This window comes from Candidatus Hydrogenedentota bacterium, from assembly GCA_035416745.1.
In the GTDB taxonomy this organism is placed as follows: Bacteria; Hydrogenedentota; Hydrogenedentia; order Hydrogenedentales; family SLHB01; genus UBA2224.
The window spans coordinates 57,507-71,820 of record DAOLNV010000007.1; the positions used below are offsets into that span (position 1 = coordinate 57,507).

The 14,314-nt window shown below is 59.8% G+C and carries 12 protein-coding genes; 10 read left to right on the plus strand and 2 right to left on the minus strand.

Annotated elements, in window-relative coordinates:
- Positions 1-107: 107 nt before the first annotated feature.
- The 7 genes from PLJ71_04350 to PLJ71_04380 all read left to right on the plus strand — a co-directional run bounded on the left by PLJ71_04350 (position 108) and on the right by PLJ71_04380 (position 7,163).
- Complete coding sequence (locus PLJ71_04350) at positions 108-977, plus strand: peptidylprolyl isomerase (protein ID HQM47893.1); 870 nt, start codon at positions 108-110, stop codon at positions 975-977.
- A 117-nt stretch (positions 978-1,094) separates the two neighbouring features.
- A complete protein-coding gene (locus tag PLJ71_04355) occupies positions 1,095-2,387 on the plus strand; it encodes a sulfatase-like hydrolase/transferase (protein HQM47894.1) in 1,293 nt (430 codons plus the stop codon).
- A 128-nt stretch (positions 2,388-2,515) separates the two neighbouring features.
- On the plus strand, positions 2,516-3,763 hold the full coding sequence (locus PLJ71_04360; GenBank protein ID HQM47895.1) for an ATP-binding protein: 1,248 nt from the start codon (positions 2,516-2,518) through the stop codon (positions 3,761-3,763).
- A gap of 24 nt (positions 3,764-3,787) precedes the next feature.
- Positions 3,788-4,048 carry a hypothetical protein gene (locus PLJ71_04365; protein HQM47896.1) on the plus strand — a complete coding sequence of 87 codons (261 nt, stop codon included), beginning with the start codon at positions 3,788-3,790 and terminating at the stop codon, positions 4,046-4,048.
- Positions 4,049-4,081: 33 nt separating this feature from the next.
- A complete protein-coding gene (locus tag PLJ71_04370) occupies positions 4,082-5,545 on the plus strand; it encodes a tetratricopeptide repeat protein (protein ID HQM47897.1) in 1,464 nt (487 codons plus the stop codon).
- A gap of 35 nt (positions 5,546-5,580) precedes the next feature.
- Entirely contained in the window at positions 5,581-6,177 is a 597-nt protein-coding gene (locus PLJ71_04375; protein ID HQM47898.1) for an HD domain-containing protein, read from the plus strand.
- A gap of 137 nt (positions 6,178-6,314) precedes the next feature.
- Positions 6,315-7,163: an endonuclease/exonuclease/phosphatase family protein gene (locus PLJ71_04380; protein HQM47899.1), complete on the plus strand. Its 849-nt coding sequence runs from the start codon at positions 6,315-6,317 to the stop codon at positions 7,161-7,163.
- Between the two features lie 73 nt (positions 7,164-7,236).
- On the opposite strand, the gene PLJ71_04385 is transcribed toward PLJ71_04380, so the two are convergent.
- The gene (locus PLJ71_04385; protein ID HQM47900.1) at positions 7,237-8,526 is read right to left on the minus strand and encodes a sulfatase-like hydrolase/transferase; all 1,290 of its coding nucleotides are present in this window, start codon (positions 8,524-8,526) and stop codon (positions 7,237-7,239) included.
- Positions 8,527-8,703: 177 nt separating this feature from the next.
- Here PLJ71_04385 and PLJ71_04390 point away from each other — a divergent pair, with 177 nt between their 5' ends.
- The 3 genes from PLJ71_04390 to PLJ71_04400 are packed head-to-tail and all read left to right on the plus strand — an operon-like array spanning position 8,704 to position 13,278.
- Positions 8,704-11,487 (plus strand): glycoside hydrolase family 38 C-terminal domain-containing protein, encoded by a 2,784-nt coding sequence (locus PLJ71_04390; GenBank protein ID HQM47901.1) that lies wholly within the window; start codon positions 8,704-8,706, stop codon positions 11,485-11,487.
- Between the two features lie 16 nt (positions 11,488-11,503).
- A complete protein-coding gene (locus tag PLJ71_04395; GenBank protein ID HQM47902.1) occupies positions 11,504-12,622 on the plus strand; it encodes a hypothetical protein in 1,119 nt (372 codons plus the stop codon).
- Positions 12,619-13,278, plus strand: coding sequence for an SIS domain-containing protein (locus PLJ71_04400; protein ID HQM47903.1), 660 nt, complete (start codon positions 12,619-12,621; stop codon positions 13,276-13,278). Before PLJ71_04395 ends, PLJ71_04400 begins: the two co-directional genes overlap by 4 nt.
- 104 nt (positions 13,279-13,382) lie before the next feature.
- Here the strand turns inward: PLJ71_04400 and PLJ71_04405 are convergent.
- Positions 13,383-14,314, minus strand: a 932-nt coding sequence (locus tag PLJ71_04405) for a hypothetical protein (GenBank protein HQM47904.1), incomplete at its 5' end; no start/stop codon positions are given.

The following is a 14,314-nucleotide window of genomic DNA, read 5'->3' on the forward strand; positions in this document are numbered from 1 at the left end:
GGCGCCATCTGCACCGCATGAGCCGCATATTTGAAGATCCTTGCCTTTTTGTAGAAGATAACGGGTTTGATGGGCCTATTGCAGGCATTCACGAGGAGCATTGTCACATGGCGTTAATCATCAATGGCGAACGGGTGGAAGACGAGTTCATAGCGCAGGTCCGAAATCAACTGGCTTACCAGCACGGCTCGGGCAACGGCGTGCCAGAGTGGGAGGCCTTGGGCAAGGACCTGGATACCTTCTCGAAGGACATGGTGATTGCCCAGGCGCTCATTCGGCAGGAAGCCGCCAAGAACGGCCCCGCCGTATCCCCAAAAGAGCTGGACCAGGAACTCAAGCGTATCCGGGGGGAGCACGAGTCCAAGGAAGCGTATCAGGAACGCCTTCGCGAGGCCGGCATTACCGAGAAGCAGGTGCGGGCGGACATCGAACAGCGCATGAAGGTCGACAGACTCCTCGACGTGGCCTGCAAGGATATTCCGCAGCCCACGGAAGCGGAGATTCGAGCGCATTACGAGGAAAACAAGGCGCTGTTCCGGGATCCTGAGCGTGTTCGCGCGTCCCATATCGTGAAACACATTCAGGGAGGCACGATACTCGATATTCAGGCGGCGTATTCGCAGATGCAGGACATCCACAAGGGATTGAAGGCGGGATTGAGTTTCGAGGGTGCGGCCCGGCGCTTCTCGGACTGCCCGGAGAACGACGGCGACCTCGGCTACTTTGCCCGGGGCGCGATGGTGCCTGAGTTCGACGAGGTGGTGTTCAACCTGGAAACCGGCGAGATCAGCGAGGTCTTTCAGACCCCGTTCGGCTACCACATTGCGAAGGTCTACGACAAAGTCCCGGCCAAGGAACGTCCTTACGAGGCAGTCGTGGCGCACGTCCGGCAGACGCTGGTGGATGCGCGGGAAAACGCGGCCATCGACGCCTATACCGCCCAACTCCGCGAAAAGGCCGAGATTCGGGAGGAATAGTCCTGCGGCGCGGGGCTGTGGAAGCCGCTTGTCTGGTCGCGGCGCGTTCGGGTCAGAGTCTTTGACGAATTTGCCAGCACGCGTTGATAATGGAAGCTCTCGAAGGGGAGACGTGACATGAACCGGCGCGAGTTTCTTCTGCGTTCGCTAGGTGCAGGATCGGCTGCGGTGGGATGTGCGGCGTATTCTCGCCGGACGAAAGCAGCGTCCGAGACGCCCAATATCGTCCTCATCCTGGCCGACGATCTCGGATACGAGTGCCTGGGCTGCTACGGTAGCGCGTCGTACCAGACGCCAGTCCTGGATTCGCTGGCGAGGACGGGCATCCGATTCGAGCGCTGCCATGCGCAGCCGTTGTGCACCCCGTCGCGCGTGAAGCTCATGACCGGCAAGCACAACTTCCGCAATTACAAGGCCTTCGGCGTTCTGGACCCCGGCGAATACACTTTTGCCCATCTGCTCAAGCAGCGGGGGTACGCCGCCTGTGTTGCCGGCAAATGGCAGTTGTACGGCCGCCAACAAGGGTGGGAGGGCAAGGGTTCGATGCCCGAACAGGCCGGTTTCGACGAGTATTGCCTGTGGCAGGTGAAAGAGTTGGGCGAACGCTACGCGAATCCTACTGTCCTGCGCAACGGGATGCTCGAAACCCTTGAGGGCGCCTACGGGCCAGACGTGTATAGTGATGCGATCATCGACTTCATCAAGCGGCATCGCGGGAAACCGTTCTTCGCGTACTATCCCATGTGCCTCGTGCATAACCCGTTTGAGCCTACCCCCGACAGCCCCGAGTGGGACACGGCACGCGGACAGCAGGACGACAAGTACTTTGACGACATGGTGGCCTACATGGACAAGACCGTGGGGCGCATCGTGGATGCGTTGGCCGAGCTCGGCCTGCGCGAGAACACCTTGCTGCTTTTCACGGGCGACAACGGAACCAACCAGCGCATCTCTTCGAAGATGCGCGACGGCAGCCTTATTTCAGGCGCCAAGGGCCTCACTCTGGATACGGGCACGCACGTACCGCTTATCGCCAACTGGCCGGGCGTTATTCCCGAAGGACGGGTCTGCGGCGACCTCATCGATTTCGCCGACTTTCTGCCGACCTTTGCGGAAGTGGCCGGCGGAGCGCTGCCTCGAGAGCAGGTGGTTGATGGACGGAGTTTCCTGCCGCAATTGCTCGGCCAGAAGGGCAATCCGCACGAAGCGCTACTTTGCTATTACGACCCCCGATGGGGCAATCGGGAGCGCGCGTGCTTCGCCCGCGACAAGGAATGGAAGCTTTATGACAACGGCCGCCTCTTCAATGTGAAAGACGACCCGCTCGAACAACATCCGATATCGGGCGAAATCCAGGGAGCGGCGGCGGCCCGCGCCAAACTCGAAAAGGTGCTCGAGATTGTCCCGTGACCGCTTCTCACAAAGCCCGCCAGTTTTGCGCATTGCACAACTTGCAGCCGGTCTGCATACTCCTTTATGATGCCTTGAGTCCGGCGGCCGGAGATGGACGGCCGCCCTCGTTGAGGTCTTATATCTAAATGACGTCCGTACCGCACGATGAGGCATTCTGGCTTTCCGCGGCGGCGCCTGAAGAACTCCGCCGCATCGTGGATGCCTTGTACCGCGCGCATCGGCTGCTATCGGCGATCACGGACCTCGACGTCCTGCTGGAACGCATCCTCGAAGAGACTAAGCAGGTAGCTTGCGCCGAAGCCTGTTCACTTCTCTTGTACGATACCCACAGCCAAGAATTGTATTTCCGAATTGCGCTGGGGGAGGGCGGCGACCTTCAGACCCTGAAACGCGAAATCCGTCTCAAACTTGGTCAGGGCATCGCCGGGACCGCGGCGGCCAGGCGCGAATCCGTGAACGTCATCGACGTGAAAACCGATGGGCGTTTCTACGCCCTTGCGGACCAGCGCTCCAACTTCCAGACCCGTAATCTTCTGGCCATCCCCTTGATTGATCGCGATGAACTTGTCGGAGTGGTTGAGGCTGTAAACAAGATTGGAGGCCCGCATTTCACGGATATCGACCTCCGCGTGATGCAGATGTTTTCGGTCCTCACGGCCACCGCGCTGGCAAATGCCCGCCTGATCGAGGAAAACCTCCGGGCTGAGCGGCTCGCCGCCCTGGGCCAGGCCGTCGCCGGCATGTCACACCATACCAAGAATATCCTCGCGGGTATGACAAGCAGCGTTGACCTCATTGACCAGGGGCTGCAGCTGGGCAACCAGGAGTTCTTGAACCAGAGCTGGCCCGTTTTCAAGCGGTGCACCGAGCGCATCTCAAATTTCGTCGAAGACATGCTGGCATACTCGAAACCGCGAGTGCCCATGCGCAGGCCGTGCGATGTGAAGGCGATCATTCAAGACGCATCGGAAACGTTTCAAGGATTGCTCGTTGTCAAGAAAGTGCAGCTCGATGTAGACACCAGCCGTCTGAAACACCGCGCCAATGTGGACGAAAGGGCCATCTACCGCTGTATCCTGAACCTCTTGACCAACGCGGCCGACGCAGTTCCGCGCGAAGGCGGGCGCATCTGCATATCGGCGGGCACCTGTCCCGGCGATGCGTTGTGCCTGGAAGTCAGCGACAACGGCCCGGGCATCGCGGAGAATATCCGCAATACTGTGTTTGACCCCTTCTTCTCGACAAAAGGGTCCGAGGGGACCGGGCTCGGGCTTGCCGTTACCAGAAAGATCATCGAGGAACACGGGGGAACTGTCGAAATCGATACCGCGCCCGAAGGGGGCGCCCTTTTCAGGATACGCATTCCCTCATAACAAACAATACCATGAGGTCTGACAGTGGCGAAGAAGAAGGCAGATAGTATCGAATACATTGGATGGACGTTCTGGTTCGTGGTCTTTGTGCTAATTGCGATCCCGGCTATTTACGTGAGTTTTCAACTTGTCACGGAGAGGACCACGTTTCTGGTGCCCATCTCGATGGGCGGTATTTCGGCCGCTGTCGGCGCTGGACTGCTTTCCTGGGCCGTAAACGTCGTTGTGCAATACCGGGTGAAGAAACGGCAACTGGCCGCACGCAAGAAGGCCAAGAAACGGTGATCGGGACGCTGTACCCAGCTTACACTATGAGTTATGGCTGAACTTCAGAAAATCGAGACCTACCTGATCGAGCATCCGGAAGATCACGCTCAACGGTGGAACCTCACCAAGAAGCTTTACATGGCGTGTGAATATCGCGATGCCTTGTCGCATCTGCTGATCCTCAAGCGCCACATCGATTGGAAACTGAATCACAGCCGGTACCTTGCTGCAACATACTACCGTTTAGGACGGTACGACGAGTCGATCCAGGAACTGCTGTCGGCCATTTCCGCATGGCCCAACGAAATCCCAATTCGCGAACAGCTCGCTCGCGTCTACGAAGTCTCGCAACAGACCGAGGACGCCATTCGGGTCTGGCAGGATATTCTCCAGCTCGATACGCACCATCCGATCGCAGCCCAGACTATCCAACGGCTGCGTACAAGCCCCGGAGAGCCTTCCTCGGAGAATGAACTCCGCCTGAACGAAAGCGACAGCGGCATCGATCTCGCTCCCGGCATGATGTGTCCGAAGTGCGGCGCCCGCAACAGCCTGGAATTTGACCGCTGCTGGCAATGCCACGCGTTACTCACGGGTCTCGGCACGCCGGTTCCGGAGATCAAGAAACCGCCGTCACCCCACTCTTCCGCGAGGATATGGACCCTGCTCATCGGGCTCGCCACCGTTGCGCTTCTCTCGGCAGGGGTCTATATAACCCTCAAATACGCCGTTAGCCGTCCGAAAGCCGAGGCTGGGCTCATAGTTGCGTCGAGTGTGGACATGCTGCTGGATTATGAATGGTTCGTGCCGCGGGTGGCGGTGGGGTGTGCTCTGCTGCTCGCTTGGCCCGCAATCCTATGGCTGGCGGCGATCACGTGCTGCGATCAACCCGTCCCCTTTCTGCGTATCCTCGGCGTGAGCCTGCCGGCCTGCGCCGTAACGTACGTGCTTCTCTGGCTACCGTTCCACATAGTTCCTCTCGCGTTTGCAGCACCCCTGATTCTTACATTGATCATGATCCCCATCATGTTTCCGGTCCGGTTCTCCCGGGCTCTTGTTGTTTGGTCGGTTCAGGGCGTGCTCGTGCTCGTCTCAGCGTCCGGCGTGATCATAGCGGTCATCGATGTTGCCACCTTGAACCATTTCGATGCATTGCGAAAACTGGACGAGACCCACGCCGCCGAAGTGCCGGATGGCGAGTATGTCTTTACGGTATCCAAGTTTCCGGCTGCGCACACCATCGCATGGAAGAAGACCGGCTCCGAATGGGTCGACAGCATGGGGCAAATGGCGCTTTTCACCGTCACGCGCGAGGGTTCTGACGCTCCAGTGACGGCCGAGTTCTTGCAGGCCGGGCACCCGATGGTATCCCGCCCAAACGCAACGCCGCCGTTTCGGTTCAATGTCAAAATCGCCCCTGTCCGGAACTACGAGCTGCGTCTTCAGAGCGAAGACAACACACCCGTTCGGGTGAGCATTTCGGGACTGCTGCTGCCGGAAGCGATACAGCGGTAACGCGCATGGGTAATGTCTTCAGAGAAGCCGCCGCCATGCGCTCCATGGACCTGTCGGATGATGCCGGTCTTCTTGCTGCGGCAAAATACGCGCTCGCGCATGATGACGATCCTGCGCATGCGTTCCAGGTATGCCGCCTGGCGGTGCGGTTGTTCGAACAAACCACGGCCGCGCACGGCTTATCGAGCCATGACAAGCGAATCCTCGCTGCGGCGGCCCTTTTGCATGACCTCGGCTGGACGACCCGCCCGGAGGCGCATCAAAAGGGCTCGCGCGACATCATCCTTCAAGCGACTCTCCCTGGTTTTGACGAAGAAACAATCAAGATGATCGCCTCGGTTGCCCGCTACCACGGAAAGACATATCCCGCAAATACGCATAAGATTTATCGGGATTTGAGCGAGACCGCTCAGGCTGAGGTCAAGAAGCTGGCCGCAATTCTGCGAATTGCCGACGGGCTTGACCGCACCCATGCGGGGACCGTCAAATCCCTTGAGGCACGTCTCAAAGCAGACGTGCTTACCATCGCGGTCAGACAAGAGCCGCGCAGCGCCATCGACATCATGGGGGCTAACCGCAAAAAGGGCCTGTTCGAGGACCTCTTCAAGGTCAAGGTCGTCATTCAAGACTAAACCGCTCCGCGCCGTCTGCGCGCGCCGCATGGGCGGGCCCGCATGCGCGTTGCGCCTCCAAATCTTGCAAGACCCGGCCAAATCCGCTTTACTTACGTTGCCGAACGGAATCAGCCCTCGTGAAAAGGAGATGTGACGTGCTGACGCGACTATGCCTGTTCAGTTCTCTGTGTGCCTTGGCGTGTATAGCCCAAGCCGAGCCATTTGACCTGGGTGTCATGTCCTTCAACATCCGGTACGGAAGCGCAAATGACGGCGACAACTCCTGGGAACATCGCAGAGACATCGTGGTGAATATGATGCAAGCGCGTTCGCCCGATATTGTTGGCATGCAAGAATGTCTCGATTTTCAGGCCGACTACATTACCGAGAAGCTGCCGCAATACCGCTGGTTCGGCGTGGGGCGCGAAGCAGACGCCTCGGGCGAACGCATGGCTGTCCTTTACAAGTGGAAACAGTTCAGTCCTCTCGAGGTCACCAATTTCTGGCTTTCGGAGACCCCCGAGGTCCCGGGCAGCAGGTCGTGGGACAGCGCGTGCCCGCGCATGGTCACCGCGGCCCGGTTCTACCACCATCGCACGCGCCAGTGCTTTGTCTTCTGCAACACCCATTTTGACCACCGAAGTGAAGCAGCGCGCCAGGGGGCTGCGCAAGTACTCTTGAAATACGTGACATCCCTCGGCCAAGCCATGCCCGTCATCGTCACCGCCGATTTCAACTCGAAGGCCGGGGATTCCGTCGCGTGGCGCACGCTCGTGCAAGGCGATATTCGAGATGCCTGGCTTGTGGCCGACAAGACTGCCGGCCCGCCCGTCACCTTTGGCGGGTTTGGGCCTCCCGAACCGGGCGCTGACGCCCGCATCGACTGGGTGCTCGTCCGTGGACCTATCGCCGTCACGCATTGCGAGACCGTGCTCGACCAAGAAGGCGGACGCTACGTTTCCGACCATTTCCCCGTCGCCGCGCGTCTTAGAATCGCGCCATGAGCTGCCGCGGTTTCGTGTGAACACGGCGTCGTTAGGCAGTTCGATGCCTGATGCAACATCGGAGCTCCGTGGTTCATAGCGTCGGATCGTTAAGGGTCTTGCGCCAGTGGGCGAGGCGCAAACGCAGGTCGTTCAGCACGGGGGCGTATACCGCGGAGCCGATAAGGTCGTTCTGTTCGTAGGGATCCGTTTCGGTGTGGAACAGCTCTTCGCGTCCAGTCTTGAGATGGCGCACGAGCTTGTGTTGCGGTGTGCGCACCATGCGAAACAAGTGGGCGTAATGGCAGAAGATGCTGTCACGAAGCCTGTTGCGGCGTCCTGTAAGCAACGGGGTCAGGGTGCGTCCCTGCACGGCGTCGGGAATAGGGGCCCCCGCCAGGTCGCACAAGGTCGGCATAAGGTCCATAAGGTCCACCAGGGCGTCGCATTTCACGCCGCTCTGAAACCCGGGACCACGGATGATCAGCGGCACGCGGACGGATTCCTCGTACATGTTCTGTTTTCCGAGGAGGCCGTGGGCGCCAAGACTTAACCCTTTGTCGCTCGCAAGGATGATCACGGTATTGTCCAGCTGCCCCTTCTCCTGCAGCCGGTGAAGAACCCGCCCAATCTGATTGTCGACGTGCGTGATCATCCCGTAGTAACGCCCGAGTTCGCGTTTGACGGCGGCGGGTTCCAGTGGCCTTGGCAACAGTTTCTCGTCACGTCCAGTGAGTGTCCCTGGGTCAAACGCAGGGTTCGCCATGAAGTTTGGCGGCAGGCTGAGGTGTTCCGGCGGATACAATGCCTCATACTTCTCGGGGGGCGTCCGGGGATCGTGGGGGGCCGTGTACCATACGAAGAGCGCGAACGGCTCGTCGCAACCTCCGTCCAGAAGCTGGAGTGCGCCGTCTGTAAATACTTCCGAAGGGTTCCGCCGCACCTGGGCCGGCGCATCGTTCGGTCCTTGTACAACGGGGATGCTTTCGTAATTGTGCATGCCTCCCAGAAATACGTTGCGCATAAGATAGAACCCATGGTCGCAGGGCCGCCCGTCGTTGTGCCATTTCCCCGCGAATGCGGTCTGGTACCCGCGCTGTAACAACTCCCGCGCGACCCGGGGGGCGTCCGGGCGAATCGCCTGTCTGAAGAACGTTACGCCATTGCGAAAACCGTACTGTCCGGTCAACAGACTGGCGCGGCTGGGCGTGGAAACCGGGTTGGAAACGTGACAGTGAGTGAAATGAACGCCCCCGCGCGCTATCCAATCCATATTGGGCGTGCGAAGCTCGCGGTTGCCCGCCGCGCCCAGTGCGCGAAAGTTATGGTCGTCTGTCAGGAGAAACAGGATATTGGGTCGTGGGTTCGGATGCGAAGCTGCCATAGGCGCCCCCCTGCTTATTATAGGAAACCGGCGCGGTTCCCCCGCCTTCTGGGCAAACCTAGGGTATGCCATTCGGGCCCGAACGCGCAACCTCTTGCGGCGGTCCACGGTTTAATCCCAGCCTTCCGCATGATAAACTTCCGCGTGGCGCAGAATGCAAGAAGGAGGACCGCGCTTATGCCGGAAGGACGCAAGACCATCCACGTCATCTGCAACACGCACTGGGACCGAGAATGGGCGTATCCCTTCGAGGAGACGCGATTGTTGCTTTTGGATTTCATGGACAGCTTATTGGATCTGCTCGATCGCGACACCGAATTTCACTCGTTCCTGTTCGATTCGCAGACCATCGCCTTGGACGACTACCTGGAGTTGCGGCCCGAACGCCGTGAAGACATGGAACGCCACGTGAAATCGGGCCGCTTCATTGTTGGCCCATGGTACTCGCTTCCGGAAGAATACATCGTGAACGGCGAATCCCTCGTTCGCAACCTGGTTATCGGGCACCGCAAAGCGCGCGCGCTTGGCAAGGTTTCCAAGATCGGCTATACCCCCTTCAGCTACGGACAGACATCCCAAATGCCCCAGATCTACCAAGGCTTCGGTATCGACACGATCGTCTTCTACCGGGGCATCAATACCCCCAAGAGCGAGTTTGTTATGGTGGGGCCCGACGGTTCGGAGGTGTTCGGAACCCGTTTCGGCTGCCTGAGCCGCTTCAGCTATTACTTCTACGTGTACCGCATGCTGGTTCACGGAATGAGCCGCGACGAGTGGTGGTACGACTGGGACCGGGGCGCGTGTCCCTTCCGTCTCGCATCCACCCGCAACCCCCGCGCACACTACTATATCCTTGATCCTGAAAGGAAGCAGTGGAACCCGAACCTCCTCCCGGACCAGCTGCAGAAACTGGTCCGCGACGAATCCGAGCATTTCACTACGGACCACATCGCGTGCATGCAGGGTTTCGACTCGAGCGCTCCCGACCCGCGCGAGACGGAGATCATCGAGTTGTGCCGCACGCTGATGCCCAATCACGACATCAAGGCATCCAGCCTGGCGGATTTCCTCGAGCTGGTGAGGAAAGAGGTCAAGAAACCGTATCGGATCGAAGGCGAAAGCCGCGACCCCGGTGCTACCGGCAAATGGACCCATCTGTTCGGCGACGTCATCAGCGCTCGGACCCGCATCAAACGGGCCAACGCGCGCAACGAGACAAACCTCCAGCGCTGGGCCGAACCCTGGAGCGCGATTGGCGCCATGGTCGGTGAACCCTACATGAAAGCCCCGCTGGCGCACGCCTGGAAACTGCTGCTCCAGAACCATCCCCACGACACCATCTGCGGCGCGGGTGTCGACCAGATGGAAAAGGATGTCATTCATCGCGCGGACCAGATCGACCTCATTGCCGAGGGCGTGGCCCGGCGCGGCATGGGGGCCGTCCAGGCCCGCATCGACAACTCCGGCCTCTCCGACAAAGACGCCGTATTGACCGTCTTCAATCCCTCGCCGTTCCCGCGAAAGGGCGTCGTTTCGTGCCTTGTCGACCTGCCGGACAAGACCGGTTACGAGAATTTCAGCGTGGAGACTCCGGAAGGCGGCCGCCTCCGCGTACAATACGCGGAACGCTTCCCCTTCGGCACGCTTGTGCGCAATCTCCAGGACATCTCGCTGGAGCTTCGTTCCGAGCGAGTGCGCTGTCACATTGAGACCGGGGATATCCCGGCGCTGGGGTACCGCACGTATCATCTCGTGCGCGAGGAACGGCTCCCCTATGAGCCCGGAACTCTGGCGCCCGAGCGAAACGTGCTCGAGAACGAGTACCTGCGTGTGACGTTCAACCCCGACGGCACACTCGATCTCCTGCACAAGGCCATACGGCAGACGTATGGGGGCCTTCACTATCTCGAAGACACAGGGGAGACCGGCCATTCGTGGGTCCACATGGAACCCGATGATAACCAGACAATAACCTCGCACGGCTTTCCCGTGTCCATCGCGATCGAGGAATCGGGGCCGCTCCTGGCGCGCGTGCGCCTCGACTACCATATGCGCATCCCCGAGGGATTGCGCGACACGATGGACGCGACTTTCCGGGAACCCGTCGATAACCACACCGGCCGAAGCGACAGATACAGGGATATGGTAGTAACCTCCCGGTTCACGCTCCGCGCCGACTCCCCCATGCTCGAAGTCACGACCTCTATGGATAACCAGTGCAGGAACCACCGGCTGCGCGTCGTATTTCCAACACGCCTCAACACCGATGCCACCTATTCCGAAGCAGCATTCGACGTGATCCAGCGCGACATTCACGTCAAGGAAGGTTCGCCCTATTTCGGCAAGTCCAATCCGCAATATCCCATGCACCGCTTCGTTGAGATGACCGACGGCAGCGCGGGATTCGCGGTGTTGAATACTGGCATCCGGGAATACGAAGCGATGGATACTGCCGAACGGCCGTTGGCCATCACGCTGCTTCGGGCCTTCACTTTCCGGCAATCTCCGGTAATTGACCGCTGGGAAGTGTATCCCGAGATGGAACTCAGCCAGTGTCTCGGGCATCACGCATGGACCTACGCCCTTTTCCCCCATGCTGGGGACTGGTCAAACGGCGTGTTTGAGGCCGCGGAGACGCTTACCCTGCCGCTCGAAATTGCGCAAGCTGGCGCTCATGCGGGGACGCTCCCCAAACACCAGAGCTTCCTCGAGGTCAAGGGCGGCAACGTTCAAATGACCGCGTTCAAACGCGCGGAAGACCGCGATGACAGCTTTGTTTTGCGGTTGTTCAACCCGGAAGACCGCGGAACCACGGCCACGATCTCGTGTTTCAAGGATATCCGCAGGGCGTGGCTGACGAACCTGGACGAGGAACGCCAGGAAGCGCTTTCCCCGTCGGGCAACAGCATCAAACTGAAGGTCGCCAAGAAGAAGATCGTTACCATCGAGTTTCAACTCTAAAAGATGGAGTCTGGAAATGTCGTTTCCCGAATTTGACAGGCATAACGTGAAATTCTACCCCTTGCGCGAGCGCGAAAACCGCGTGTTCATCGAGCGCGACCACATCAAGCCCGAGGAATCGCCGCACCCTCTGACTGCGCAACAGCGGCGCTTGATCGACGAGACCGCGGACCGAATTGCCGCGGCCCGAAAGTGCGGAGCGGCACGGATGCTGACGTTCGGAGCGCACGCCATAAAGAATGGTCTCGCGCCGGTCATGGCGAAACTCATCGAAGACAAATGGATTACCCACCTCGCTACCAACGGCGCCGGCATCATCCACGACTGGGAATTCGCGTTCATCGGCGAAAGCAGCGAGCACGTGGCGGCCAACGTTGCCCGGGGCCGGTTCGGGATGTGGGAGGAGACCGGATTCTATCTCAATCTGGCGCTGGCCATCGGCGCGTGGGAAGGTCGGGGATACGGTGAATCCATTGGCGCCCTTGTCGAGCGCGAGGGAATGGAGATTCCCGGCGAAGAGTCCCTTGCGTCAGCCATCACCCGCGGGGTTGCCGAGGACCCGCTGCATGCCGCTGCTGCCGCGGATCTGCTCTATCTCGTGCGCCGTTTTGAACTGAAACCCGGGTGGATGAAGGCGCCCCATCCGTACAAGCGTTTTGGCCTGCAAGCGGCGGCGTACCGGCTCGGTGTACCTCTGACCGGGCATCCCATGATCGGGCACGACATCATTTACCTTCATCCGATGAATCATTGCGCGGCCCTCGGGCGCGTGGCGCAGCGGGATTTCCTCTCGTTTGCCCACAGCGTCAGTAACCTCACAAACGGCGTGTATTTGAGCATCGGTTCGGCTGTGATGTCTCCCATGGTGTTCGAGAAATCGATGTCGCTTTCCCAGAACGTTGCCCAGCAGGCGGGCAAATGTATTGAAGACCACTTCATCGTGGTCGTGGATCTCGCCGAATCCCATTGGGACTGGCAAAAGGGCGAACCGCCCGAAGACAACCCCGATTACTATCTCCGCTACAACAAATCGTTCTCGCGCATGGGCGGCACGATGCGCTATCTCTCCGCCGACAACCGCGATTTTCTCCTGGCGCTCCTCCGCAACCTCGAACAACGGAGTATCGAATCATGACCGCGCTATCAGTCATCGAACGGGAAATTCTCGACCAGATGCTTGCGCGACGGCCGAACCTCGAACCGTGCGTCGCTGCCCTGCTGAAACTCCATGAATCCCTGGTCGCGTGCTACGACGGCGGCGGCAAGTTGTTGCTCTGCGGCAATGGCGGAAGCAATGCGGATGCCATGCACATCGCGGGAGAACTTTGCAAGAGCTTCGAACGCAAACGGCCCATCTCCCCCGATGTGAAAGCCGCGCTGCGAAAACTGCCGCTTGGCGATGACTTGGCGGAGCATCTCGAAGCCGGATTGCCTGCGATCGCCCTGGGTTTCAACGGCTCCCTGAAAACGGCTGTCGAAAACGATTCGCCGTTGCGCGATATGGCATTCGCCCAGGAAGCGTTCGCCCTGGCAAAACGCGGCGACGTGTTGCTTGGCATCTCGACCTCCGGCAATGCCGCCAATTGCCTCATGGCCATGTCAGCCGCGAAGGCTCTTGGGGCCGTTACGGTATCGCTCACTGGTCCGAAAGGAGGGAGGATGGCCGACGCCGCCGACATTGCATTGAAAGCGCCCGGCGACTCGACCAAGGTGATTCAGGAAGGGCATATCGTGTTGTATCACACATTCTGCGCCCTCATCGAGGCGCATTACTTCACGGAAATGCGCTGAACCCACCCGCCGCGTTGCCCCGCTCGGCATTCTGCTGCTGTTTGCCGGGCTGGCGATGGGCGTTCCCAGGTGCATTATCGCCTTCATCCGGGGAGACAGCCCGGCTAATCGCCAAGGTAGCCATGACCGCGAAGGACATCCCGGACGTCCGGGTCCAGTTCTTCCCGCTTCACGCTTCCTGATTCGGCCTCATACCACACATAGACCCCGAACGTTTCCGCCGCTTCCGCGGGCTGCAGCTCCGTCCACGCCGCCTCGATCTCGCCAGGTATCAAGACGGCGTGGTCCAGGGCCATGGGCGCCGTCGCACGCCCGATGTAGACGTCTTCCGGCCCGACGGTTGCCCCGTCTTTCTCGACGGTGAGCGTGACCGGCTCATCCTTGGGAACCTCGACAAAGAGGTGGGCGTTGTCGTGTCCCATCGCCTCCCGCCATATTCGGTTGTGGCCGGGGTCTTCGATATCGCGCAAGTGAATCAAGAAGACAATGCCGTTATCCTCGTGCATGCCTCCGCCGCGCCCGTAGGGGAAGAACATTTCGTAGGCCCCGAATCTCTTCGCCTCGACATAACAGCGCACTTCATGGTTCGTTCCCGGTTGCCGCGTGACGAGAATGTGCAGACCGGTCCGCCCGCGCTGCTCCATCCTGCTGGTCCACTGCAGCAGTTCCTCTCCCCACGGGGGAATGTCGGAGATCGGGTGATGCTCGCCCGGGTCCGCTGCTAGGTCGTACCAGAACGACGTGCCCGCCCCGAGGTCGCGAATGTACTTCTTTTCGACGGTCTTGGCCGTTTGCATGTTGGCTGAGTTGAGTTCCAGCGACGCAAAACCGATGGCGGGAGCTATCTCACCGCTGTTCACATAACCCCAGAACGATTTTCCTTGAAATCGTGGCTCGGGCGGCGCGCCAACTGCATCAAGAAGCGTGGGGGAGATGTCCACCATCTCGACCAGCGCGTCGCGCTGCTCGCCCCTGAAGCGGTCGCCCGGAAGTTTCCAGAGGAACGGCACACGAAGCTGTTCTTCATAAAGCGTTT